A 25,430-nucleotide genomic window follows, 5' to 3' on the forward strand; every position below is an offset into this window, starting at 1 on the left:
CGCGCTTGATCAGCCGAGCAAGGCCCGCGTCTCTTCGCGCCCTCACCGCTCGTGGGGGGCGTGTTCTGGATCGGTGCTCAAATTTGCTGGGCAGACCCGACATCCATTCCGAAGTAGCGCTTGGGCTAGTGCCCTGACATGCGGTCTATGACGGTTGCCGCCGTAACGACCTGGGGCCATCGCAAGAGCGTTGATATTGACTCTCGATTGTCTCCCTGCTGCACGAAGCATCCGTAGAGAGGCGAGAGTCGCGTTGGGTGGCGCATGCGTTTTGTTTCTATCCGTCTGGCCTAATTTGAGAGTAGTCACCGTGGCCAATGCCAAATGGTAAATCTCAATCTTGTCCTGCATGAGATTTTGGATCGTAAGGCCAAAGCAAGACTGCGTCGTACCCTTCGTCCAGCTGCGTTAATCGGCGGAGGCCGGATTGAGCGAGACGGCCGAGAAATGCTCGACTTCTCGAGCAATGATTACCTTGGTCTAGCACGCCATCCCCTTCTGGCAGAACGCGCATGCGAATGGGCATCGCGCATGGGCAGCGGCAGTGGCGCATCGCGCCTGGTGACAGGCACGCATGACGCACATCTCATGCTTGAGAAGAAGATCGCGCAGTTCAAGGGGACCGAGGCGGCGTTGATCTTTGCTTCCGGGTGGCAGGCAAATGCGGCTGTGATTCCGGCATTGCTGGCTGCATTCCCCGGGGCGAAAGTCTTCACCGATCGGCTAATCCACGCAAGCATGCATGCTGGATGCAGGTTAGCGGGCACTCGGCAGACCCGCTCTGCCCACAATGATATGACTGCGCTGGAAAAACTGTTGGCCGAAAGCGTGGCGGCGCCAGCACGAATCATCCTGACGGAGACTGTGTTCAGCATGGATGGGGACCGGGCCAATATGGCCGAGCTCGCCCGGCTTGCGCGTGAATACGATGTGCTTCTCTATGTGGATGAGGCGCATGCGACCGGCGTGCTTGGCCCCGGAGGCGCAGGGTTGTCGGCAAGTGTGCCGGGCGGGGCCGACGTGACGATGGGCACTTTCAGCAAGGCGCTGGGCGGGTTCGGGGCTTATGTCGCCGGTTCGCGGGTGCTGATCGATTATCTCGTCAACACCAGCAGCGGATTCATCTATACGACCGCATTGCCGCCGGCCGTGTTGGGCGCGATTGATGCCGCACTTGACCTTGTCCCAGAAATGGATGCGGAGCGTGCGCACCTTGCCGCACTGGGTGATCGGCTGCGCAAAGGCCTGACCTCGCGCGGTTTCGACGTTTGCAGGTCAAGCACACAGATAGTTCCCGCGGTGATCGGCGAAGCGGAAGACGCGCTGGCGCTGTCGGACCGATTAGAAAGGCACGGCATGATTGCATCTGCCATTCGCCCACCAACTGTGCCCAAGGGGACGAGCCGCTTGCGCCTTGCCCTGCGTGCGGCGCATGGGGAGGATGATATCGACGCCCTGCTTACGGCGATTGGCGAGAAGACGTGACGGCTACGCTGCTGTTCATGCATGGCTGGGGCTTCGATGGGTCGATCTGGTCAGATGTCATGCGCCACCTTCACGGGTTTGACTGCCATATTGGCGACCGGGGTTATTTCGGTGCGCCTGGTGAATTGCGCGCCGAAGGCTCCTGCATCGTCGTGGGGCACAGCCTCGGGGTGATGCATTGGCTTGCTGACCTGCCTGCCGATTGCATTGGTCTGGTGGCGGTCAACGGCTTTGACCGTTTCGTGGAAGGTGATGGTTTTCCGGGAGTCCCTCGCCGCCCGCTGGAGCGGATGATCGCGCGACTACCACTGGATCCAGTGCAGAGCGTGGCCGATTTTCGTATCCGCTGCGGGGCCGGGGATAAGGCGGGTGAGCCAGTGGTTGACACATTGCTGTCCGATCTCGAACTGCTGCGCGACGGAGATTATCGTGATCGTATTTGCGCGATTCCGGCCATGTCACTGCAAGGTGTTGATGATCCATTATTGCCGCGGGACATGCGAGAGGCGGTCTTCGCAAAGGCGAGTAACCTGACGCGCATGGCTTGCGGGACGGCAGGCCACCTACTTCCAAGTGAAGCACCTGAATGGACAGCTTCGGCCATCGCCGATTTCGCAAGGGCTGTGGCATGAACGTGAAGGAACGCGACCTCATTGGCGCGGCTTTCGGATCGGCCAGTGACTATGATCGCAATGCGCGGTTCCAACACGATGTGGCCTGCGACCTTGCAACCCGTATTTCCGCGCTCGATCTGCCACCGAACCCGCGAATCCTGGAAATCGGATGTGGAACGGGATTTCTTACGCAAGCCCTTATCGCTGCAGGCGTGGGCGGAGAATGGCTCGTCACTGACATTGCGCCCGGCATGATCGAACGCTGCAAGGCGCGCTTGGGGGAAACCCCGAAGCGCCGCTTCGCAGTTTTGGATGGCGAGTACGGGCTGCCTGAAAGGGGCAGTTTTGATCTCGTGTGTTCAAACCTCGCGATGCAGTGGTTCGACAATCAGGATCTGTCGATCGGTCGCATGCTGAATAGCCTGCGCCCCGGCGGGCATTGCCTGTTCACGACGCTGGGCGCGGGCACTTTTGCCGAATGGGCGGAAGCGCATGCGGCACAGGGGCTTAAAGTCGGCACGCGCCGCTTCGCTTCGCTTGCGGAGCTGGAGGCCCTGCACGTCCGCACCCGCGTCGGTGATCTAATTGTCCAGAAGCACGTCGAACAGCATGAAAATGCGCTGGCTTTTCTGCGCAGCCTCCGCGCCATCGGGGCAGGCACGCCGCAATCGACGCATCGACCACTCGGCCCTGCAGAGATGCGCCGGGTTATGGCGCGGTTCGAAGATCAAGGCGCTGCTGTGACTTATGAGGTCGTTTTCGGACATTTCCGCAGAAGTCTCGCGTGAATTCCACGATCCCATAGGCACGTCAGGGCCCTTCATTGAATTGGGAGCGGGAATACACGCGATTGTCTGCGCTGGTCGGCTATCTTCTGCTTGCAACACAAGAGCGGGCACGACAGGCATGCATCATTGGCGATCCGTCAGAAACCGATGCCAAGCCTTAGACCGACCCTGGCGTCAGGTGCATCTTCGGTAAGGCCTGCACTGCCATCTACGCCCAGCCGCAGCTTTGGCGCCAGGTTGGTACCGAAACCGATCCCCACGCTTTGCCTGTCGCCAATGTCATCGGTCGCAGACTGGTTATAGCTGTAGGAAAGAGTGATCGCGCTCGTTTCCCCGACCAGGAACTGGCTGCCGGCAGAGCCCGACAGCGTATTGCGCACGTCGAAACCTTCAGGCTCACCGATTATCGTGTATCCGGCGCTGATGAATGGCACGACTGAACCCAGACGCTTGGAAAGTTCTCCCGATACGCCAAAATCGAACTCACCCGTGCCAAGACCCGTCCGGCTTGATGCAGTGGGCACTTTGACCGCGGTGGAGATAAAGGCATCGACTGCATCCACAGGAAGCAGATAACCAGCCTGTATCGCGAGATCGCCAATCCCTTCGCGTTCAACTTGCGTCGTTTGTGAGGTTGGCGATGCGAAAAGCGATGAACCTAACAGGCCACCGCCGCTGACGATCAATTCCTCTGGCGCGGTGGTGACGACATAGGGAATGGAGGCGGAGATTGAAAACCGGCCATTTCTGGCGGCAACACCGATGCTTGCGGCCTTGGTTTCATAATCCTGTCCGTCGATGTCTCCGGAAGAATAATGCACCCCTGTCAAAACCGAAAATTCAGTTTCGCTCTGGCTTACTTCCTCGCCCTCCATTGGGACCTCCTGTGCAAAGGAAGGCACAGCAAAGCACGACAAGAGAAGAAAATATTTCGCGATACGCATCAGGTGTTGGCTCCATAACTTTGGCGCGGTCAAACCCGGCCATTCCGTCCATTAAACGGACGGCAATGCAGGTTTCATCCATGCGAACGCGGATTTTTTGAAAATTGGTAATGGGAGACAGTAGTCTTCACTGGCGCCAGATTATTCCTTCGTAGCGCCGCCTAGCTGAGATGACCTGCAATCGCTCAATCAGCTTGATACAGGGCAGGGCGCCTTGGCCAAACCTTCAGGGTAAGTCTGACATTTATCGCGAATTGGCGAGTAGACTGACGTTCAGACGCTGGAGAATACCGTCTGGATCGTCTCGCTCAACATTTCATCGCTGAACGGTTTTTCCAGACGCGCAGCAATATGTTCTTTTGCGCCTTCAGGCATCTCTGCATATCCGCTGGCAAGAACGATAGGCATTTGCGGACGCTTTTCGTGGATGGCGTGCGCCAATTCCACGCCAGTCATATTGGGCATGGCCTGATCGGTGATAACAAGGTCGATATCGTCGCGTTCATCCAGCACTTGCAGGGCTGATGCGCCAGAGCCAGCCTCAATCACCTCGTGACCGAGATCTTCAAGCAAGGCGACCGTGCCGAACAAAACCAGTGCATCATCATCGACTGCCAATATCACCAGCGGGCGCGCTTCTTCAGTGCTGGTTTCTGCTGCACTATGCATCTGACCATCTGTCCCTTCCGAAGAATTGCTGGCAACCGGCAAGAATATCTCAGCGGTTGTGCCTTTGCCTGGCTCACTCTGCAAACGGAACAAGCCGTTAGACTGGGTTGCCAGCCCGTGCACCATCGACAGCCCAAGTCCCGTACCCTTGCCCACGCCCTTTGTGGTAAAGAACGGTTCTGTCGCCTTGGCAAGTGTGTTGGCATCCATGCCGGGGCCATCATCTTCCACGGCGATGCGCACATAATTGCCGTTTGACAGCCCAGGCGTACCGTTCATGTCGACGCATTCGAGAGCGATGTGCATATGGCCTTGCCCCTCCATCGCGTCGCGCGCATTCACCGCAAGGTTGAGGATCGCCATTTCCAGCTGATTGGCATCGACCAGCGCATCGGCAACACGCGGTGCTATGTGGAGGGTGATGTCGATTTGCGGACCGATGGAGCGTTCCAGCAAATCGCGCATTCCCGGGAGCAATCGGGCCAGATCAACCGGTCGTGTGTCCAGTTCCTGCTTGCGAGCAAATGCCAGCATCCGCTGTGTCAGGATTGCACCCCGTTCAGTCCCCGCCAGGGCATTGTCGAGGAAGCTGCGTGCGCGGCTGTCATCTTCGGGAATGCGACGACGCAGTAGTTCCAGACTGGATTTGATAGCCATGAGAAGATTGTTGAAGTCATGCGCAATGCCGCCCGTCAGCTGGCCAATGGTTTCCAGCTTCTGACTTTGTCGTAACTGCGCTTCGGCGGCATCACGTTCAGCTTCGATCTTCTTGTGTTCGGTCAGGTCGACAACCGATGCCATGACCCGTTCTACCTCGCCTTTTTCATTGCGAGTTGCGCGCGCAGAAATCTGCACATCGGCGATCTCGCCATTTTTCCTGACCACGCGATACGGCAAGTCATAAACGACGCCTTCTCTGGCGACGCGCTCACGGAAGGAGCCACGGTGATCATCCAGACTTTCTGGAGCGACAAAATCGGAGGCCAGCCTGCCAAGAACGTCCTCGGCACGCTCAAAGCCCATAAAACTCAACCATCTGTCACTCACGCTGATAAGGCGGCCTTCATGATCAAGCGAATGTAGCAGCACCGGCGTCTTGCGGTATAGATCGGCAAGTTCCTGCGTGCGTTCGGCGACCGCACGCTCAAGCACATCGCGCGACTGCGTGAGCTTTTCCCGCACGCGGATCAGTTCATCGATGTCGGTGCAACTGCCATACCAGCGAATAATATTATCATCGTCATCGCGAACGGCCTTCGCCTTGCCGAGCACCCAGCGATATTTGCCGGTATGATGGCGCAACCTGTATTCGATCTCGTATGGTTCGCCGGTCTCCAGTGAATGCCGCCATCGTTTCCATGCGCGGTCCTGGTCATCAGGATGGAATACACCATTCCATTCCTCCCCATCGGTTGATCCACGCGGGACCCCGGTAAATTCGTACCAGCGATCATTATAATAGTCGTGAAACCCATCAGGCTGAGTCGACCAGATCATGTTATCTACCGAGTTGGCGATCGCATGCAGGCGGTGTTCGCTTTCGGCGAGTTCCTTTTCTCGCTTGTGCAATTCCTCAAGGCGGTGACGCGCTTCGAACTGCCGCTGCCTTGCTTTCAGGGCAGACCGAGTCGCGCGAAGAATGTCATCCCTATGCAGCGGACGTGCCAGCAATACGACGTTGCCGAGAGCGTTGATGCGTTGTTCTTCAGCTGCACAACGCTGGGTTTTCATCCCATTTGTCAGGACAATGAAAGGAATATCCGACCAGGTCGGCTGTTCTTTGAGCGCCGCGACCAGGCTGGGCAATCCAACCTCAGCCAATGCCTCCTCGGCGATAAGAGCGACGCCAATAAGCTCGCGCACCAATACGGCCAGTTCGTCAACACTGCGCGCGTTGACCACATCGATGCCCTGATCCTCAAGCAGGCTCCTGGCGACGAGTGCATCGCGCCCGCGCGGAGCCAGAATGGCCACCGACGAGCCGTATTTTGTGTCGGGCATGTCTTCAGGCGTCTTTCAACAAAGGCTCGTCTCCAGACGAGAAACGAGGATTGCCGCTCAGTATGTGCTCGAAATCTGTCAGCGGTTCACCAATCCGAATGCCTGATGCGTCAATCTTGAATTCCCGGATCGTGCGCTCGTGATCGGTGGTGCGTGTCTTAATGACGGCCATGGATTTCTTGACAGTGCCCTTGGCTTCAAAAAAGCGCAGCATCATCACATTATCGGCAAGATAGCTGACATCCAGATCCGTTCGCAGGTCGCCGGTAACTCCGTGCAGTCCGAGGATCATGATGGACACAATCCCCTGCTGGCTGAGATAGCTCAACAATTCATGCATCTGTAAAACGAGGAAATTGTCGCTTGGCATGGCATGAAGGTAGGCGTTGAGGCTATCGATAATGACCATCTCTGCATTGTCTTGTTCGACCGAAGTCTGGATGGCCCCTGCAAATTCGCCAGGAGATAGCTCCGCAGGGTCAATCTGGCGCAGGTTCAACTGGCCGTTGTCGATATAGGGCTGCAAATCCATGCCAAGGTTTTCAGATCGCTTCATCAAGGTCGCAAGCCGCTCATCGAACAGATAATAGGCAGCGTGCTTTCCGCGTTCGAGCGCAGATATCAGGCAGCGGATAGCGGTGGTGGTTTTGCCAACGCCGGCAGGGCCGGTAAGTAGGGTGTTGGTGCCAGGTGGCAGGCCGCCGCCCAGCAAGGCGTCCAATTCTTCCAGCCCTGTCGTTACTGGTTCTGCATCAAAATCACGATGATGTTCCGACGCAACAAGACGCGGGTAGACGCACAGTCCGCCTCTCTGGATGGTAAAATCGTGATAGCCGCCGCGATAGTCGAGGCCGCGCATCTTGATGACGCGCAGCCGCCGGCGTTCAGCGCCGAAATCATTTGCATTCTGTTCCAGCGAGATGACGCCATGCGCGATGCTGTGCAATTGCAGATCGCCCGGTTCAGCGGATTTGTCGTCGAGCATGAGTACAGTGCAGTTCCGCCTGGCGAAGAAATGTTTCAGAGCCAAAATCTGTCGCCGGTAGCGCAAGGGGTTTTGTGCCAACAGCCGGAGTTCGGAAAGGCTATCCACCACTACGCGGGTCGGGTTTGTCTTCTCAACCTGACTGATGACGCCTCTGACAGTCTCTCCCAATTCAAATTCGCTGGGATGGAGAAGGCTTTGCTCATTTTCGCTATTGAAACCGTCTTCGGCAACAAGTTCGAAAAGGTCAATCCCGTCAAGCGACAATCCATGTGATGCTGCGGCCGCGCGCAACTCGTCCGACGTTTCAGACAGGGTGATGTAAAGCCCGCTTTCACTCACCTCCTGCCCTTGAAGAAGAAAGTTTATTGCCAGCGTCGTCTTCCCGGCGCCGGGCGTGCCTTCGATCAGATGAAGCCGCTGCGAAGGCAAGCCACCGTTGAGAATATGATCGAGACCGGAAATCCCCGTAGGAAGGGCCTTGGGGCCGTGATCGCTGATTTCGCCGACCGAGTGCATTTATGATCCTTAAAACTACGCGCGTGTTAAATTTACGGATGGTCGGAGAGTAAGTTCCCCCTCTGCATCCGCGGCCTTGGCCACGTAAAAAGACACGAATCCCCGTCGCTGGACCAGAATATGCCCTGTTCCCATTTCCATGCTTCCAAGCAATTGAATTTGCCAGTAAAAAAAGAAGATCGTCAAGCATAGGTATTCACCATTCAAGCTCTAGCGATCAATGAGATGCTTGCGGCGATTGACCTCGTCAGCTCCATTTGCCACGTCTGCCGTCGATGATGGCCCAGAACCTACCGCTGCCGCCCGATATCCAAGCTATATCGGGGGAACGGCCCCTCGCGCTTTTCCTTGATTTTGACGGAACGCTTATCGACATCGCTCCGACGCCCGATGGCATCACCGTTCCGCCCGATCTGGCTGCACGGCTAACCAGTCTCGCCGAACAGCTTGAAGGCCGCCTCGCACTGGTAAGCGGCCGTGCCATCCCGGATCTGCAAGACCATCTCGGTATTGTCGGAATTGCCTGTGCGGGATCGCATGGCAGCGATTGCCGTGCTGCCGATGGCACGCCCATTGGCGATGAACCTGATGCCTTGTCGGATGAGGTGCTTCACGAAGTTGGTGCCTTCGCCGCAGCCAATGGATTTGCGCTGGAAGACAAGCCACATGGCACAGCATTACATTACCGCGCCAATCCCGAATTGGAGGAACAAGGGCTGGCCTTCGCTCACGCGCTCGCTCTGCAGCATGGTCTTGCGGTGAAACGCGGCAAACGCGTGATCGAACTTGTGGCGCAGGGTGCCGACAAGGCTGGGGCTGTGCGAAATCTGATGCAATTTGCGCCTTTCGCCGGAGCGTTTCCGGTATTTGTCGGAGACGATATTACCGATGAAGACGGCATGCGTGCGGCAGTTGAAATGGGTGGATTTGGCATAGCGGTCGGGGACCGCCCTAGCGAAAATGCAGTTTATGCACTTGCGAACCCTGCTGCAGTGCAGCAATGGTTGCATCTGTGAATATGTCGACAAAGAACGAGCATGCCAGCAGTCTTGAACTCTGGCCGATCGGAAATTGCCAGGTTTCCGGCCTGATAGACCGAAATGGCGCGCTGGTATGGGGCTGTGTCCCGCGCGTGGACGGTGATCCTGTATTCTGCGCGCTGATGAATGGTGATCAGCAGGATAGCGGGACATGGCGCTTTGAACTGGAGGGCCAGATCAGCGCTACACAAGAATATATCCGCAACACTCCCACCTTGCTGACACGCCTTGAAGCAGAGGATGGCAGCGCAGTTGAAATCCTAGATTTTTGCCCGCGTTTCGAACGTTCGGGCCGGATGTATCGCCCTGTGGCTTTCTCTCGTATCGTGCGCCCGGTAGCTGGCACGCCGCGAATGCGCGTCATACTGCGACCGATGAAGAATTATGGTGCCTCCCTGGCCGAGACTACCAATGGCACCAATCACATCCGCTATCTGGTCGGGCCTCAAGCCCTGCGCCTGTCTACCGATGCCCCTGTTGGCTATATTCTTGAAAACCATGCCTTCAGGGTTGAAGGTGATACCCATTTTTTCCTCGGTCCCGATGAAGGATTTTTTGGCAATCTGCGCGAAGAAATTCGCTGGATGGAACAGGCCACACGCAAATATTGGCAGCTATGGTCGCGCGGGTTGGCCACGCCGTTTGAGTGGCAGGACGAGGTTATCCGTTGCGCCATCACCTTGAAGCTTTGCCAGCATGAGGAAACTGGCGCGATTGTCGCTGCGCTCACCACATCAATACCCGAAGCGCCCAATTCCGAGCGCAATTGGGATTATCGCTACTGCTGGATCCGCGATTCCTACTATACCGTACAGGCGCTCAACCGCCTGGGTGCTCTCGACGTGCTTGAGAAATATTTGCGCTATCTTCGCAATATCGTCGATTCGGCTAAAGGCGGACAGATCCAACCGTTATATTCCGTCATGGGCGAAAGCGAGCTGACCGAGACGACGGCAGCTAACCTTGCGGGCTATCGTGGCATGGGGCCGGTGCGCGTGGGCAATGCCGCATGGAAGCAGATCCAGCACGATTGTTACGGCCAGATTGTCCTCCCGACAGCGCAGGGTTTCCTCGACAAGAGACTGCTGCGCATCGCTGATGACCGTGATTTTGAAAGCTTGGAACAAGTCGGCGAAACGGCGTGGAAGATGCATGATCAGCCTGATGCCGGCCTATGGGAATTCCGCACGAGGCAAGAAGTGCACACCTACTCTGCGGTGATGAGCTGGGCCGCCTGCGACAGGTTATCCAATGTCGCGCATTACCTCGGCAAGCCGGACCGTGCGGAAATATGGCGAGAGCGGGCTGAAAAGATCCGTGCCACGATTGAGGCAAAGGCGTGGAAGGCGAATGGCGAGGGCGGTCATTACGGCGCCAGTTTTGAAAGCAATTACCTCGATGCCAGCCTGCTGCAATTGCTCGAACTGCGTTATATTGAACCGGAGGATGAGCGATTTATTGCCACCTTTGCTCAGATCGAACGTGATCTGCGGCGCGGCGAACATATGCTGCGTTATGCTGCGGAAGATGATTTCGGTGCGCCCGAAACGGCTTTCAATATCTGCACGTTCTGGCTGATCGAAGCGCTGGCGCTGATGGACCGCAAGGACGAAGCGCGCGAATTATTCACGACCATGCTCGACCATCGGACCGGATCGGGCCTGTTGTCCGAGGATATGGATTTCGAAACAGGCGAGCTGTGGGGCAACTTCCCCCAGACCTACTCTCTCGTTGGAACAATCAATTGTGTGGGACTTTTATCAAAAAGCTGGAACACAGTCCGATAAAGCCGGACAGTCAGGGATCAAATGCCACGACTAGTCGTCATTTCAAATCGCGTCGCAGTGCCCAAGGCCCGCGGGGTTCCAGGTGCGCAGGGCGGCTTGGCAGGCGCGCTGAATGCCTCGCTCAAATCGAATGGCGGGATCTGGTTCGGCTGGTCCGGACAGGAAGCTGAACAGTTTACCGGCAGCATCAATTACGTCCGTTCTGATGAAGGTGTTACGACCGCCACGATCGATCTGGAACATCAGGATGTTGAGGAATATTACAACGGCTACGCCAATTCAACGCTGTGGCCATTGCTCCACTACAGAATCGATCTCACCAAATATGAGCGCGAGTTTGCCAAGGGATATGAGCGAGTTAACGAACGTTTTGCGCAGAGCGTTCTGCCGCTTGTAGAGCCGGACGACCAAGTCTGGGTCCATGATTACCACCTGTTGCCATTGGGAGAACGCCTTCGTTCGCACGGGCTGAACAACAAGATCGGATTTTTTCTCCATACGCCTTGGCCGCCGACCAATCTATTCGTTTCCCTGCCCTATCACGAGCGGCTCGTGCGCTCGATGCTGCATTATGATTTGCTGGGTTTCCAATGCGATGCATGGCTCGACAGTTTCCTGCATTATTGCTGGAAAGAGCTGGGGGCTACGGTGGATTATGACACTGGCGCCATCACGTTCGAGGGGCGGACAACAATCGCACGCGCCTATCCCATCGGCATCGATTTCGAATTTTTCACCGCCAAGGGTAATACTGGCGAGGCGAGACAGGCGCAGCAGCGGCTGCTATCTTCAACCCGCCACCGCGCTGCAATGATCGGCGTTGACAGGCTCGATTATTCGAAGGGCCTGCCAGAAAGGATGGAGGGCATTGCCCGATTTTTTGACCGATATCCGGAAAAGGCGCGTGATCTAGTATTCATCCAGATTGCGCCGCCCAGCCGCGAAGATATCGGCAGCTATCAGGACATTCGTGCCACGCTTGAGCAGAAGGCAGGGCAGATCAACGGGGCGCGTAGCGATGTGGACGTTGTGCCTATCCGCTATGTCAACCGGGGCTATAGCCAGGAAGAGCTTTACGGCTTTTACCGCGGTTCGAGAATCGGGCTGGTAACGCCGCTGCGTGATGGGATGAACCTCGTCGCCAAGGAATATGTCGCTGCCCAGGATCCCGATGACCCTGGGGTTCTCATCCTGTCTCGCTTTGCCGGCGCTGCACAACAGCTCGATTGTGATGGGGAGGGCGCGCTACTTATCAATCCGCACAGCGCCGATGATATTTCGCACAACATCCACATAGCGCTCGAGATGCCGCTTGCTGAACGCAAGGCGCGCTTTGACAAGATGATTACTTCTGTGCGCGAAGAAAACGTGCAGCGATGGGCCGAAAATTTCATTGGCGATCTTGCGTCGACAGGGTCCTAGGAGAACTATCTAGAGCGTGGCGAACAGTGCGCGCACCGCCATGATCAACAGGATCATGCTGCCGATGGCGAAAAGTGTCAGACGGATCGGAATTGTATTCACCATCGCCTGCCAAAATGAGTGAATGATACGCAGGCCGACATAGGCCCATGCAAGATAAAGATCATAGCTGCTGGTCCCGGAAATCGCCAAAATTACGCACACCACATAGAACACCGTAGGCTGTTCCATCAAATGATTGTAATTATGTGATTTCCACTGGATTTCAGCGGGGAGGACCCCGTCGAGATCACCACCTCTGCCGCCGCGCGATGTTTTTGGATCGAGGTTAAGCCTGGCAAGGGCAGGCAGCCGCGTCCCAGCCATCCAGAGAAGCATTATCATTGACCAGAGTGCGAGTGCTGCTGCCGGTGCCAGTATGGCCGTATTCATATCGTTAGCCCTCCTCCAAGGATCTGCCGAGGGTGGAAGGGGGTGATTGGATTGTCAATCATGGCCTATTACGCCCCTTCCAACACTTGCGCGAAGCTAGCAGGATCGACATTGCCGCCGGTCAGCATGATGACAGTTGCATCATCCAATTTGACCTTGCCCGCCAGCACTGCTGCAAGGGCCGCCGCGCCACCCGGCTCAACCACAAGTCGGAGCTGTGCGAAAGCGAACCGCTGGGCAGCGGCAATTTCTTCTTCCGAGACCCGCGCCCATTCCTCGCAACGTGCCTTCAGCACCGCAAAATTGATCGGGAAAGTCGCAAAGGTCTGGAGCGCATCGCAAGCCGTGGGCGGGGGGGTGCTGCCGATGTCCTGTATTTGCCCTGTTTCTAGGCTGCGGCAAATATCGTCCCAACCCTCCGGCTCCACCGGAATAATGTCGGCATCGGGGCAGGCGAGGGCGAGGCCGGATGATAATCCACCGCCGCCGCAACACGCGACAATGCGCGATGGTGGGCGCCCGGCCTGATCCAGCAATTGCGCGGTGATTTCCACCCCGGCACTGCCTTGCCCCTCGATTACCCACGGGTCGCCGAAAGCATGAACATATGTCGCGCGGTTTTCTTGCGCGATGGCCTTGGCGATAGCTTCTCGGTTTTCCGTCAGCCGATCGTATGTGATGATCTTCGCGCCATATTCAGCCGTGCGTTGCAATTTTATGGTGGGGGCATTTGCGGGCATGACTATGGTGGCGGAAATGCCCAGTTCGCGTGCTGCCCAGGCCACGCCCTGTGCATGATTGCCGCTGGATACGGCCACCACGCCCTTCGACTTTTCGGCATCGGACAGATCGGAAAGGCGGTGCCATGCGCCGCGTATCTTGAATGCGCCCACAGGCTGCAGGCATTCCGCCTTCGCCCACAAACGACAGCCTTCAAATTCGAAAGGGATCAAGGGGGTGCGTGGCAGCAGCTCGGCGATCTTCTGTGCGGCGCGAAGCACGCCGGAATGGGTGGGTGCGCGCATTTCCGCATGCTCAATTGGTGTTTGTGTCATGGTCGTTCTATTAGTGCTTTACCACGGCGAAGCCACAGCCTAATGGCGCGCGCCTCTCATCCGAAGGAACGGTGCCAGTCGCGCGCCGTTGGTCGGAGAAGACGGACAGGAGATTTTCCAAGATGAGCGATTCCACGGTCAACGACACGCGCAAGAACGAGCTGCTTTCGAGCGAGGTCGAACATGTCGACATCACCAGTTTTGATGCCCGTCCCATCATAGATTCCATGGGCAAGATGAGCTTCACCAGCCGCGATCTGGCGCGTGCCACGGGCATTTACAACCAGATGCTGGCGGACAAGGATTGCACCATCTTTCTCGTCATCGCTGGTTCGACCAGCGCGGGCGGTTGCATGGATCTTTATGCCGAACTAATTCGTTCGAACATGGTCGATTGCGTGGTGGCCACAGGTGCAACCATCGTCGACATGGATTTCTTCGAAGGGCTTGGTCACAAGCATTATCAGGCACTGGAGGTGCCCGATGACGATACGTTGCGTTCGCTCTATATCGACAGGATTTATGACACCTACATTGATGAAGAGAAATTGCAGGATTGTGATTTCACCATCAACAAGCTCGCCAACAGTCTGGAACATCGGGGCTATTCCAGCCGCGAGTTCATCAAGGAAATGGGCAAATATCTGGTTGAACATGGCAAGAAGGACAACAGCCTCGTCAAGCTCGCCTATGAGCATGATGTCCCGATCTTCTGCCCTGCATTCGTAGATAGTTCGGCCGGTTTCGGCCTGGTCAAGCACCAGGTTGACCAGATGGAAAAGGGCGAATCTTACATGATGATCGACGCGGTAGCCGATTTTCGCGAACTTACCGATATCAAAATTAGGGGCGGCGAATCCGGCCTGTTGATGGTCGGCGGCGGTGTTCCCAAGAATTTCATTCAGGATACGGTAGTATGCGCTGAAATTCTGGGTCATGAAGATGTGAGCGTGCACAAATATGCTGTGCAGATCACCGTGGCCGACGTGCGCGACGGGGCATGCTCATCCTCCACGCTGCAAGAGGCGGCGAGCTGGGGCAAGGTCAATACTGGAATTGAGCAGATGGTCTTTGCCGAAGCAGGTAGCGTTATGCCATTGCTGGCAAGTGATGCCTATCATCGCGGTCACTGGAAAATGCGTGACAAACGCCGCTGGGCAAAGCTTTTCGACAAGAGCTAAGGGCGGTCCAAGAGGTCTGGAGGAAAGCTGATGGATATGGACAGCCAGCTTGCGGCTAATTCGATCGCGTTTCTTGCTCTCGGCCTTTCTGCGCTCGCAGCGATCTACAGTTGGTATTCCGCGCTGGAAACTCGCAGGCTTGAGCGTCACGTTGCATCGCGGGATGACCGGGTAGAAAAATCGACCGCCTATCTCGAACTTGAGGTGCATTCGAGCGAAGCCTTCCGCTTTGCCGCAGCAAACGCGATCGCGATGCGTCCCTATGAGTCAACCGATCGCCCAGCGCGCCTGCCAAAGAATGACCGGCAGAATGCCGCGACAACGCTGCAACATTACTACCAGTGTCTAAACCTCTTCGAAGTCTGCTCCAATTTCCGCCGTAACGGCGTGGTTGATGCGCACGTCTTCGCAAGCTGGGTAGCCTGGTTTCACGAAGTGCTCGACCAATGGTATTTCCGCGAGATGTGGGAGGCAGGAATGCGCGAAAATTACACGCCAGATGTCCGCCACATCTTCGACATTGGGATTCGTATCTATGAATCGCATCCCGACGCAGACATACGGCGCCGTGAATTCTATGTGGCGACAAGCCATTTACTTGGCGGCTGCCCCATCATCGAGAATTGGCTAGATGACATTGCACAGACACCCCAATGGCCACCGGTGGATTACGGGTTTGTCACCATGATTCCGCTCAATCCGGCAGACGGGCGGGAATGACGCAAGCGCACGAACTTCACTTTCGTTGGAATCATGCCGAGGATGTAGCCCCTGCTGCTGCCTTTGCTGGCAGAGTAATCGGCGCGGCGTCCAGCTATATCAGCCATGGTGAAATACAAACGGGGTTGAGCGACGATGGCCGTAGCTGGGTTTCCAATCTGGAACGTTTGTATCTGGAAGATTTCAGCGATCGCGGGAATCGTGACCTGCTGGTAGCGCACGATGCTGCTGGTGAGGTTTGCGGCTTGCTAATGCTTGCATGGGAGGCTTCTTCGCGCAGACGATTTGCCGTCATCGAAGATATGGCCGTGGATCCATCCCAGCGTTCACAAGGGATCGGCAAACGGATGATTGATCTTGCAGAAACCCGTATTCGCGAACGCGGCGTGGAATGGGTGTTCCTTGAAAGCGGGCGCGATAACGAGGGCGCGCATCATTTCTTCGAGCGTGCCGGGTTTAAAAGGCAGTCTGCCGTCTTCGCTCGCAAGCTATGACGCGGCACCTTATTACCGTCCGGTCAGCGGTTCGCGGCTGTTCAGTTCGCGCGCCAAATCGGCAATTGTGGCGAATTGCCTGATCGTTTTTGCGATCCGCCTGCGGTCGTCACGAGCTTCAATGCTTCCGCTTTCAAACATGTTTTTCGTCTTTAACGTGACCACAAGATTGCCCTCGTGGAAAATGGTGGCCACGTCATCGCCGCGATAGCTGTGTTCCAGCGCAATCAAACGCTCGACATATAATGGGTCGATCAAATGCCGTGCTTCGGTCTGGTCGCTGGTATATATGTCGAAGCGATCCTCGAAATCGGGATGAGTCATCTCCGCATAATCGAGCGTCAGGTCGATGACGTTCAGACTGTCCATCTTCTTGCCCCAAAACCGGCGATGGGCATTGTTACGAACCAGCAGCGTTGTGCCGTGGAAGCGCCGCGAATAGCCTACGCTCATCACCAATCCACGAAACACCGTCACCCAGCGACGGTTTTTTCCTGATCCTCGCCTTTCTTCCAGATGAGTTTCATGAACCCGGAAGGGTATGTCGCCGATATGGCCGGTCCACTGATCTTCAAAGCTGGCGCGGTCATGCTTGGGCAGTGTGTGGCATGCCTTGGCAAGTGCAAATGGCGCACCAGCATCGCAATCGTGCCGATACTCCAGCCCAAGCGCACCAGCGATGGCATCGTTAATACCCACTTTCACAGTCTTAATTGCTTTTCTGACGGGGCTCTGCGCCCAGACAAAACCCATGGCGATCGCAGCGCCGCCAACCCATAGAATTGGCGCAAATTCAAGCTGGAAGGCGATCCAGGCAAACAGGGCAAGCGGCAGCACGACTATGATGACGATAAACCGCCGGTTCCACATCACTTTCTTGGCGTTTTCACGCACGCTGGCCTGTTCTTCTAGCCAATTGCCCAGCGGACCCGCCATCAGCGCATCGGCGTCCAGTTGCTCGATCATGTGCCCCCCTTTCCCTGTCCGGCTGTTGATGGCACATAAATCCTTAACAGAGGAAGTGTAGGGTAGCGCGTATGGAATTTGTACTGATCGCCATCGTCGTCGTTCTCGCCATTATTGTGATCGGCATTTACAACCGGCTTGTCAGGCTGCGGCAGAAGGTGAATCAGGGTGTTGCCGATATCGACGCGCAATTGCGCCAGCGCCATGATCTTATTCCCAACCTCGTCAACACGGTGAAGGGCTATGCCTCGCATGAACAGGATACGCTGGAGAAGGTGATTTCAGCGCGCAATCAAGCTGCCAGCGGCTCGATCAATTCGGGCGACGAGCAGGCGCTGCGTGTTGCACTGGACAGGGTGCTGGCGCTGGGAGAAGAATATCCTGATCTGAAGGCCAACACCAACTTTCAGGAATTGCAGCGCGAACTGGCCGATGTGGAAGACAAGCTGGCCGCCGCGCGCCGCGCGCTCAACGCAGCTGTGTCGCGTTACAACACCGGGCGCGAAGCCTTTCCGGCTGTCATGTTCGCGGGCACGCTGGGCTTTCTGAAGGCCGATTTTCACCGTTTGGACGATAGCGAAACCGGCGTGGTGGACCAGGTTCCCAACGTGCAGTTCTGACGGATATTTCCACTCGTCTGTTTTTACTTGCAGTTCAGCCAGAGCCGCTTATATGCGCGCTTCCGCTGCCCCAAGGGACACCCACCGCAAGGCAGCTTCTTGTTGGTTTGATACCTTAGGGGGTCCCTTGAATTGCTCCAGTATCCTGATGCTAAGGCTGTAGTCCGCGCTCTTGCGCCGGATGAACCTGTTATCCTCACCCGTCCGCATGCTGCCGCACGCGCAGCGCGTTTTTTTGTCGAGAAGTTTCACGGCAAGTCGATGTATGCGGTCAAGGCCAATCCTTCGCCCGATCTGATCAAGATTTTGTGGGACAATGGCGTCACGCATTACGATGTGGCCTCCATTGGTGAAGTGAGGCTTTTGCGCGGCTTGCTTCCCGATGCGACCCTGTGTTTCATGCACCCGGTCAAAACCGCACGCGCTATTCATGAATCCTATTTCGAACATGGCGTAAAGACCTACAGCCTCGATACGCTGGAAGAGCTGGCGAAGATCACAAAGGCGACGACCGACGAAGCGGGCAATCCTGCCAAGGACTTGAACCTGCTGGTGCGCATGCGTGTGTCATCAGAACACTCAGAATTGTCGCTTGCCGCCAAATTCGGTGCCGATCTGACCGATGCTGCGCCGCTTTTGCAGGCCACCCGTCAGCATTGTGACGCGCTTGGCGTGTGCTTCCACGTGGGCAGCCAGGCGATGACGCCTTTTGCCTATGTGCAGGCGTTGGAGCGTGTGCGTGCCGCGATTGCCGAAGCTGCAGTTACCGTTGATATCGTAGATGTCGGCGGCGGTTTCCCCAGTGTTTATCCGGGGCTGGAGCCGCCTCCGCTGGAGGATTACTTCGCGCTGATCCATCGCCATTTCGAAGCCCTGCCGATTTCCTATTCGGCAGAACTTTGGGCAGAGCCTGGCAGGGCGCTTTGTGCCGAATATTCCTCTATCGTGGTGCGCGTCGAAAAACGCCGCGATAATGAATTGTATATCAATGATGGCGCTTATGGCGCGCTGTTTGATGCCGCCCATGTCGAGTGGCGGTTTCCGGTGTGTGCGCTGGAAGATGATTTGATCAAGCCGCTTGATGATTTCGCTTTTTACGGCCCCACTTGTGACGATGCAGATTACATGCAGGGCCCATTCCAATTGCCCGAGGATATCCAGGCTGATGATTATATCGAGATCGGCATGCTGGGCGCATATGGCGCGGCAATGAAAACCGGCTTCAACGGCTTTGGCGCCACTGAGGGTGCGATTGTCACCGATGAACCGATGGCCAGCCTCTATCGTGGTGACCGAATAGATCCGCGTGCAAGCGACAATGTGGTAAGCCTGCGATAAATTAGCTTCTGAAAGATGGGGTCAGATTGGCGGGCAGCTTCGCTTTTAGCTTCGCTGCACAGTCACTTGCAGAAATTGCGGCGTACCTGCGGGCTTGTCGGGGTCACCGGGAGAGAGCGGGTAATTTCCAGGTGGTAGCGCGGCCAGCGGCATTCCCGCTGCGGCAAGCGCATATGGTGAAATGCGATGTCGAGTGACCAGACCGCCTGCGCCGTCGCTGGCTAGCGGGATCTCGAACTCGACGCCGATCACCGCATCCTTGCTGCGGCGCACAGTGCATACGACCAGTTGTCCGCCACCCAGATCAAGCACAATGCCGGTTCCGGCAGGCACCCCCATAAGACCTTCGATCCGCGCGCCGGTTTGCGATAGATCGCGCATAACCGCATCATAGCGGTGATTTTCATGAATTACGCCGATGCGACGGAATACCGATCGGCGTTCGGGGCGATAGGTGTCTGGGCCAGCAGGTTCGATACGATAACCGCCATTGGCGATATCAGCGAGGATATCGGCTTGCGGGCGGGCCTTGGAGAATATCCAGCCCTGAATATATTTCGCGCCCTTGTCACATACCAGCCTATACTGGTCGAAGGCTTCCACGCCTTCGACGGTGACTTCCATCCCCAAAGCATCAGAAAGGCCGATGATGGCAGTGATGATCTTGGCGCTGTTCTCATCCTTCTGGGTGCAGCTATCGACGAAACTCTTATCCACCTTGATCTTGTCGAAGGGCGCATTTCGCAAATAGCTGAGAGAGGAATAGCCGGTACCGAAATCGTCGAGGGCAAGTCTGACGCCGAGCGATTTTAGGGTCTTGAACGTAGCGGACGTGATCTCACTATCACCCATAAAAACAGTTTCGGTGAGCTCCAGCTCAAGCCGATCGGGCGCGATCCCGGTTTCCGCCAGTACCTGCGTGACCACGGCGGGAAAGCCCTTATTGGTGAACTGGCGGGCTGATACATTGACGGCGACCCGCACGCTCTCAGGCCATTTCAGCGCATCTTCGCATGCGCGGCGCAAGGCCCATTGGCCGAGTTGATTGATGAGATCAGTGCTTTCGGCCACCGGAATAAACACGGCGGGGCTTACGGAGCCGCGCTCCGGGTGATCCCATCGCATGAGCGCTTCGAAGCCGACGATGGCATGATCCTTTGTGCGTACAACAGGCTGGTAATGCAGTTCCAACTGCTCGGTCACCAATGCCTTGCGCAAATCGTCCAGCAGCAGGTCGCGTTCTTCTTCCACATCCATGAGATCGACAGAATAAAACCGATAGGTGCCGCGTCCGCTGTTCTTGGCTGCATAGAGCGCAAGGTCCGCTGCGTGGATGACCTCCTCTGCTTCGATACCGTCATAGGGCGCGACTGAAATGCCGACAGACGCGCCGATAATAGCGCGCTTTCCTTCTATCTGATAGGGCGAGGAGAGCATCTGGATAACCTTGTCAGCAAGATCACCCAAAATGCCGCGATCATCCAGATCGGGCAGCATGACCTGAAATTCATCACCGCCCAGCCGGCCGATTTCACCCTTCTCCCCAAGGATCGCGACAAGCCGTTCGGAGACCTGACGCAGCATTTCATCGCCGGCCTGATGGCCCATCGTGTCATTCACCTGCTTGAACTTGTCGAGGTCCAGCATCATCAGCGCGCATGAACGCTTGGACGATTTGTAGGCTGAAAGTGTATTTTCCAATTTGCGCGTTATGCGGTGGCGGTTCGCAAGGCCCGTCAGCGAATCATATTCAGCGAGGTGCGAATCCTCGCGCTGGCGATGGTAGGCCTCGGTCACATCCTTTGCGCTTCCGCGATAGCCGAGGAATTTCCCGTCCGCGGAGAACTTGGGATGACCTGAAAGCGACCACCAGCGTTCCCTTTTCATGGAAAAGGTGGCTTCCTTGATGTGCCGGACGGGCAAATCAGTGATTTTGTTGCGAGCCTTTAGCTGGAAGCTCAGCGGTCGGTCAGAGCGGTCCGAGTTGAGCTTGTCAATTTCAAACAGGTCGGGCAGTTGCTCGTCTAGCAATTGGTCGATGCCATTTTCCAGATGATCGCCGGCGCTGGGAGAGAAGTAGATAAGCCGGTCTTCATCGTCTGTTGCCCAGATCCACGAAATGCCGGTCCGCTCGTAATCGTCAAGCACCTGCAGTCGTCGAGTGGTATCATCAGTCGGAATTACACGTGTTTCGGTGCGCACCGCCTCACCGCCGCCAAATCCCTTCAGAAGACCTCTCACTGCCATTTATCGCCTGCATTTGATCCATCGCCGGGGAATTCCGGGGTCTGGTTAAATGCCTTGCCATAAATGTGGTTACCAACTGCTTAAGGTTTTCATCCGCCGCTGCGGACGAAACGTGCCGAATGGTCAGGCAGCCTGCCGCAATTCAAGCTCGAGCCTGTCCCAGATCTCGACAAGAGCGGTGGTCAGGCTGGCCATCATTGCATCAGTATGCGCTGGGCCGGGGGTAAAGCGAAGCCGTTCCGTCCCGCGTGGGACCGTAGGATAATTGATCGGCTGAACATACACGCCGTATTCTGCCAGCAATATATCGCTGATTTTCTTTGCGCGGACAGGATCGCCCACCATCAACGGTACGATATGCGTTGAGGAATCCATCACCGGCAATCCAGCTTCGCGGAAGTGGGATTTAAGCGCCTGTGCATTCATCTGCTGGGCTTCACGTTCTTCACTCGATTGTTTGAGATGGCGAACCGAGGCGAGCACACCTGCTACCAATACGGGGCTGAGTGAGGTGGTGAAAATGAAACCCGGAGCATAGGAACGGATACAGTCGATCACCTTGCGACTGGACGCAACATATCCGCCCATAACGCCAAATGCCTTGCCCAGCGTGCCTTCTATCAAGTCAATACGGTCTGCCGCATTGTCACGTTCCGAAATGCCGCCGCCATGATCGCCATACATGCCGACAGCGTGCACTTCATCGATATATGTGAGCGCGTTGTATTTATCCGCCAGATCGCAGATCGCATGGATCGGCGCGACATCGCCATCCATCGAATAAACGCTTTCAAAAGCGATCAGCTTGGGCGTTTCGGGATCTTCGGCGGCAAGCAAATCTTCAAGATGCGCGACATCATTATGACGAAAAACCCGCTTTTCGCAGCCTGAATTGCGAATACCCGCGATCATGCTGGCGTGGTTCAATTCGTCAGAGAAAATGATGCAGCCCGGCAGCAGCTTGGCCAGGGTCGACAGCGTGGCATCGTTGGAAACATATCCGCTGGTGAACACCAGTGCAGCTTCCTTGCCGTGCAGATCGGCCAGCTCATTCTCAAGCTGGATATGATAATGCGTGTTGCCGCCAATATTGCGAGTGCCGCCTGAACCTGCACCCACATCGTGCAAGGCTTCTTCCATCGCGGCAACGACCTTGGGATGCTGGCCCATCGCGAGGTAATCATTCGAACACCACACGGTAATCGGCTTGGGGCCGTTATGTCCGGCAAAACAGCGCGCATTCGGGAATGCGCCCTTGTTGCGCAGGATATCGATAAAGACGCGATAGCGCCCTTCGGAATGCAAGCGGTCAATCGCCTGGTCAAATATTTGGTCGTAATTCAAGACAATCGTCCGTGCTACGCCGCGCCCAAAGCTCAACGGCATTCCTTGCCGGCGCATTTAGTCAATTTAACTGCCGGATTGAAGGGCGAAGTTTGCGATCCGTTCGCATTAAGCGAATAGCTCCATAAAACTCTTAAAATTGCGCGACATTCTCAAGACCATATTGCGCCAGCGTATTGACCAGCGCCGAGTCGATTTCACCGGTCGCAATGGCGCGATCCGGACCGTTGCGCTGGAATTGCTGACCCAGCGTCAAAGAAGCAATTCGACGGGCAATCCCCTCGGCCCCGTGAATGAAGGTGACCTCTGGCCCTATGGCGGCGCGCAGTTCTTCCTCCACCAGTGGGAAATGGGTGCAGGCGAGGACTACCGTATCGATATTTTCACCATCAGGCTGTCTGCGCAATCCGGCAATAGCATCGGCAAAGACGGCATCATCGGGACGTCCGCCGCGCAATTTGGTCTCCGCTGCGCCGACGAGGCCGGGGGCCGCGTAACGGATCAGGCGGTTGTCCGCCGCAAAACGCGCTTCGAGATCATCTACATAGGCCTGCCGAATGGTTGCTGCTGTTCCGAGCAGACCGATCGTGCCCGTTTGCGTGACAGCCGCGGCAGGCTTGATCGCGGGCACAGTCCCGACGATTGGCACATGCAGCACATTGCGCACCATCCCAAGCGCGATCGTAGAGGCGGTGTTGCAGGCAATGCAGATCAAGCGCGGGCCAAAGCGTTCACTCATCCGGCCCAACAGACCGGCAACGCGCGCAGCAATCTCTGCTTCGGTTTTCTCTCCATAGGGGAGGCCCGCAATATCGGCAGCGTAGATTATCGGCGCATCGGGAAGTTCGCGGCGCAATTCAGCCAGCACGCTCAATCCGCCAAGGCCGGAATCGAACAGCAGGATCGGCGAATCTGGTGCAGGCTCCAACGCAAACTCCGTTCAGTGCGAGCGCGGCACGGACCTGCTCTTTGATTGCGCCAGCCACCTGCCGGAAAAAGAGCCCTTCGACAAGCACATGGCGAGCGGATAAGACAGCTGTATGGAATCAGTGATCGCCTTCATCATCGGCTATTTTTGTGGCTCGATCCCCTTTGGTCTCGTGCTGGCAAAGGCGGCAGGAAAGGGCGACATACGGTCCATCGGGTCGGGCAATATCGGCGCGACCAATGTGTTGCGCACCGGTAGCAAAGGGCTGGCAGCGGGCACGCTTCTGCTCGATCTGGTCAAGGGTTTTATTCCCGTCGTACTGGCGACCTATTTGGCCAATGGGCAGCAGAGTCTGCATGAGGCAGCATGGGGCCCCGTTCCACTCGCTGCGGCTGGTGCAGTGCTGGGCCATTGCTTTCCCATCTGGCTGGGCTTCAAGGGCGGCAAGGGCGTTGCCACAAATGCCGGTGTCGCCTTCGGTCTCGCCTGGGAAGTCGGCGCGGCATATGCGCTGGTGTGGATTGCGGTGCTGGTCATTGTGCGCATCAGTTCTGTTGCGGGGATGAGCGCGGTTGTCGCCGCAACTGTCGCGGCGGCGTTACTGGGACTTGATCAATTTGTGCCTGTTCTGATCTTCATCGCTTTACTCATTATCTGGCTCCATCGTGCCAATGTTTCTCGACTGTTGAAGGGTGAAGAACCCCGGGTCGGCAAGGCCAGTTGACGGTGAAAAACGCGCCTTCGCAGGACGAGGCATTTGCCCGTATCCGCCTGCTGCGGTCGGCCAATATCGGCCCAGTCAGCTATGCTCATCTCCTGTGCAGATTTGGCACTGCGCAACAGGCGCTGGAAGCATTGCCCGATCTGGCCCTTCGTGGGGCAAAACGCGGTTATACTGCGGCACGGCGCGACAGGGTGGAGCGTGAGATCACTGCCGCGCGCAAGGCTGGCGCGCGCTATGTTTTTCACGACATGCCCGATTACCCGGCACTGCTGTCCGAACTGGAAAGCGCGCCCCCGATCCTGACCGTTCGTGGAGATCTTTCGCTGGCTGCTCGTCCGTGCGTGGCGATGGTTGGTGCGCGCAATTCCTCTGCCGCCGCAGTCAAGCTCGCGCGCGATTTCGGCCGCGCGCTGGCAGAGGGCGGGCTTACCGTCGTTTCCGGTCTTGCTCGCGGAATTGACGGTGCGTGCCATGAAGGCGCCCTGGCGCATTCTTCTGCCGCCACGATCGGAGTAATCGCCAGCGGGATCGATATTTCCTATCCCGCGCAGCACTGCAAATTGCAGGAACAGATCGCCACAGAGGCGCTGCTGATCGCCGAGGAAGCACCGGGCACAGAACCGCGCGGACAACACTTTCCCAAGCGTAACCGCATCATCGCAGGGCTCTCGCTGGGCACGCTGGTTGTGGAAGCTGCGCCAAAATCCGGTTCACTCATCACCGCACGGCTGGCGGGCGAGGCTGGGCGCGAGGTAATGGCGATACCGGGTAGCCCGCTTGAAGCACGAAGCCATGGTTGTAACCATTTGATCCGTGAAGGCGCGGTCCTGGTGCAGGATCCCGAAGACGTCATCGAACTGCTATCGGGTTTCGATGGCATCCCGCGTTCCAGTTTCAAAGAGCCCGTGGCCCCGGCAGAATTCCTCAATTTGGAAGAGGGCGCTGAAGATTCAGCTGACATTTCCGATCTGCTGACGAATGCGCCGGTGTCTGTGGATGAATTGATCCGCCAGTCAGGCGCGCGGCCCGGTGCAGTGCAGACAGTCTTGCTGGAACTGGAAATCGCGGGCAGGCTTGAACGGCATGCAGGGGGCAGGGTGAGCCTGTCAGGGCAATAGGGGTATTGC

22 protein-coding genes are annotated in these 25,430 nt (G+C 56.7%); 13 read left to right on the plus strand and 9 right to left on the minus strand.

The window, feature by feature from the left end:
- Nucleotides 1-324 precede the first annotated feature (324 nt).
- From bioF to CP97_RS08835, 3 genes are read left to right on the plus strand one after another with little or no spacing between them, the layout of a single operon-like run.
- Complete coding sequence (bioF, locus tag CP97_RS08825; protein WP_048885626.1) at nucleotides 325-1,485, plus strand: 8-amino-7-oxononanoate synthase; 1,161 nt, start codon at nucleotides 325-327, stop codon at nucleotides 1,483-1,485.
- The gene (locus CP97_RS08830) at nucleotides 1,482-2,117 is read left to right on the plus strand and encodes an alpha/beta fold hydrolase (RefSeq protein WP_048885627.1); all 636 of its coding nucleotides are present in this window, start codon (nucleotides 1,482-1,484) and stop codon (nucleotides 2,115-2,117) included. Before bioF ends, CP97_RS08830 begins: the two co-directional genes overlap by 4 nt.
- Nucleotides 2,114-2,887 carry a methyltransferase domain-containing protein gene (locus tag CP97_RS08835; protein ID WP_048885628.1) on the plus strand — a complete coding sequence of 258 codons (774 nt, stop codon included), beginning with the start codon at nucleotides 2,114-2,116 and terminating at the stop codon, nucleotides 2,885-2,887. Before CP97_RS08830 ends, CP97_RS08835 begins: the two co-directional genes overlap by 4 nt.
- A 137-nt stretch (nucleotides 2,888-3,024) precedes the next feature.
- Here the strand turns inward: CP97_RS08835 and CP97_RS08840 are convergent, their stop codons facing one another.
- The 3 genes from CP97_RS08840 to CP97_RS08850 form a co-directional block, all read right to left on the minus strand.
- Nucleotides 3,025-3,762, minus strand: a complete 738-nt coding sequence (locus tag CP97_RS08840) for a transporter (RefSeq protein ID WP_149036451.1) — start codon at nucleotides 3,760-3,762, stop codon at nucleotides 3,025-3,027.
- A 342-nt stretch (nucleotides 3,763-4,104) separates the two neighbouring features.
- Entirely contained in the window at nucleotides 4,105-6,501 is a 2,397-nt protein-coding gene (locus CP97_RS08845; protein ID WP_048885630.1) for a PAS domain S-box protein, read from the minus strand.
- A gap of 4 nt (nucleotides 6,502-6,505) precedes the next feature.
- Complete coding sequence (locus CP97_RS08850) at nucleotides 6,506-8,005, minus strand: ATPase domain-containing protein (RefSeq protein WP_048885631.1); 1,500 nt, start codon at nucleotides 8,003-8,005, stop codon at nucleotides 6,506-6,508.
- A 275-nt stretch (nucleotides 8,006-8,280) separates the two neighbouring features.
- On the opposite strand from CP97_RS08850, the gene otsB reads away from it, so the two are divergent.
- Genes otsB through CP97_RS08865 form a run of 3 tightly spaced genes read left to right on the plus strand, consistent with a single transcriptional unit; the run spans nucleotide 8,281 to nucleotide 12,254 of the window.
- Nucleotides 8,281-9,021, plus strand: coding sequence for a trehalose-phosphatase (gene otsB, locus CP97_RS08855; RefSeq protein WP_048885632.1), 741 nt, complete (start codon nucleotides 8,281-8,283; stop codon nucleotides 9,019-9,021).
- 2 nt (nucleotides 9,022-9,023) lie between these two features.
- Nucleotides 9,024-10,832 (plus strand): glycoside hydrolase family 15 protein, encoded by a 1,809-nt coding sequence (locus CP97_RS08860; RefSeq protein ID WP_048886880.1) that lies wholly within the window; start codon nucleotides 9,024-9,026, stop codon nucleotides 10,830-10,832.
- Between the two features lie 21 nt (nucleotides 10,833-10,853).
- A complete protein-coding gene (locus CP97_RS08865) occupies nucleotides 10,854-12,254 on the plus strand; it encodes an alpha,alpha-trehalose-phosphate synthase (UDP-forming) (protein ID WP_048885633.1) in 1,401 nt (466 codons plus the stop codon).
- Nucleotides 12,255-12,263: 9 nt separating this feature from the next.
- Here the strand turns inward: CP97_RS08865 and CP97_RS08870 are convergent, their stop codons facing one another.
- Both CP97_RS08870 and CP97_RS08875 read right to left on the minus strand, forming a co-directional pair.
- Nucleotides 12,264-12,686, minus strand: coding sequence for an MAPEG family protein (locus CP97_RS08870; RefSeq protein WP_048885634.1), 423 nt, complete (start codon nucleotides 12,684-12,686; stop codon nucleotides 12,264-12,266).
- 68 nt (nucleotides 12,687-12,754) lie between these two features.
- Nucleotides 12,755-13,741, minus strand: coding sequence for a threonine ammonia-lyase (locus tag CP97_RS08875; RefSeq protein ID WP_048885635.1), 987 nt, complete (start codon nucleotides 13,739-13,741; stop codon nucleotides 12,755-12,757).
- Between the two features lie 122 nt (nucleotides 13,742-13,863).
- Between CP97_RS08875 and CP97_RS08880 the strand changes: the two genes are divergently transcribed.
- Genes CP97_RS08880 through CP97_RS08890 form a run of 3 tightly spaced genes read left to right on the plus strand, consistent with a single transcriptional unit; the run spans nucleotide 13,864 to nucleotide 16,136 of the window.
- Nucleotides 13,864-14,922 (plus strand): 1,9-bis(guanidino)-5-aza-nonane synthase, encoded by a 1,059-nt coding sequence (locus CP97_RS08880; RefSeq protein ID WP_048885636.1) that lies wholly within the window; start codon nucleotides 13,864-13,866, stop codon nucleotides 14,920-14,922.
- Between the two features lie 30 nt (nucleotides 14,923-14,952).
- Nucleotides 14,953-15,642, plus strand: a complete 690-nt coding sequence (locus CP97_RS08885; protein WP_063612405.1) for a DUF4760 domain-containing protein — start codon at nucleotides 14,953-14,955, stop codon at nucleotides 15,640-15,642.
- On the plus strand, nucleotides 15,639-16,136 hold the full coding sequence (locus CP97_RS08890; RefSeq protein ID WP_048885638.1) for a GNAT family N-acetyltransferase: 498 nt from the start codon (nucleotides 15,639-15,641) through the stop codon (nucleotides 16,134-16,136). The genes CP97_RS08885 and CP97_RS08890 overlap by 4 nt, the downstream gene beginning before the upstream one ends.
- Before the next feature lie 12 nt (nucleotides 16,137-16,148).
- On the opposite strand, the gene CP97_RS08895 is transcribed toward CP97_RS08890, so the two are convergent.
- Complete coding sequence (locus CP97_RS08895) at nucleotides 16,149-17,102, minus strand: DUF3137 domain-containing protein (protein ID WP_048885639.1); 954 nt, start codon at nucleotides 17,100-17,102, stop codon at nucleotides 16,149-16,151.
- A 71-nt stretch (nucleotides 17,103-17,173) separates the two neighbouring features.
- Here CP97_RS08895 and CP97_RS08900 point away from each other — a divergent pair, with 71 nt between their 5' ends.
- A complete protein-coding gene (locus CP97_RS08900) occupies nucleotides 17,174-17,722 on the plus strand; it encodes a LemA family protein (RefSeq protein WP_048885640.1) in 549 nt (182 codons plus the stop codon).
- A gap of 132 nt (nucleotides 17,723-17,854) precedes the next feature.
- On the plus strand, nucleotides 17,855-19,060 hold the full coding sequence (locus CP97_RS08905) for a type III PLP-dependent enzyme domain-containing protein (protein WP_048885641.1): 1,206 nt from the start codon (nucleotides 17,855-17,857) through the stop codon (nucleotides 19,058-19,060).
- Nucleotides 19,061-19,105: 45 nt separating this feature from the next.
- Here CP97_RS08905 and CP97_RS08910 read toward each other — a convergent pair whose 3' ends face one another.
- From CP97_RS08910 to murI, 3 genes are all read right to left on the minus strand, one after another.
- Nucleotides 19,106-21,307: an EAL domain-containing protein gene (locus CP97_RS08910; protein WP_048885642.1), complete on the minus strand. Its 2,202-nt coding sequence runs from the start codon at nucleotides 21,305-21,307 to the stop codon at nucleotides 19,106-19,108.
- 123 nt (nucleotides 21,308-21,430) lie between these two features.
- The gene (gene hemA, locus CP97_RS08915; protein WP_048886881.1) at nucleotides 21,431-22,651 is read right to left on the minus strand and encodes a 5-aminolevulinate synthase; all 1,221 of its coding nucleotides are present in this window, start codon (nucleotides 22,649-22,651) and stop codon (nucleotides 21,431-21,433) included.
- Nucleotides 22,652-22,784: 133 nt separating this feature from the next.
- Complete coding sequence (gene murI / locus CP97_RS08920; protein ID WP_048885643.1) at nucleotides 22,785-23,579, minus strand: glutamate racemase; 795 nt, start codon at nucleotides 23,577-23,579, stop codon at nucleotides 22,785-22,787.
- Nucleotides 23,580-23,691: 112 nt separating this feature from the next.
- Here murI and plsY point away from each other — a divergent pair, with 112 nt between their 5' ends.
- Together plsY and dprA are read left to right on the plus strand one after the other, a co-directional pair.
- Nucleotides 23,692-24,303: a glycerol-3-phosphate 1-O-acyltransferase PlsY gene (gene plsY, locus CP97_RS08925; protein ID WP_048885644.1), complete on the plus strand. Its 612-nt coding sequence runs from the start codon at nucleotides 23,692-23,694 to the stop codon at nucleotides 24,301-24,303.
- Nucleotides 24,300-25,421 (plus strand): DNA-processing protein DprA, encoded by a 1,122-nt coding sequence (gene dprA / locus CP97_RS08930; protein ID WP_048885645.1) that lies wholly within the window; start codon nucleotides 24,300-24,302, stop codon nucleotides 25,419-25,421. Before plsY ends, dprA begins: the two co-directional genes overlap by 4 nt.
- Nucleotides 25,422-25,430 lie beyond the last annotated feature (9 nt).

Origin of the sequence: Aurantiacibacter atlanticus, from assembly GCF_001077815.2 — a bacterium.
Taxonomy (GTDB): Bacteria; Pseudomonadota; Alphaproteobacteria; order Sphingomonadales; family Sphingomonadaceae; genus Alteraurantiacibacter; species Alteraurantiacibacter atlanticus.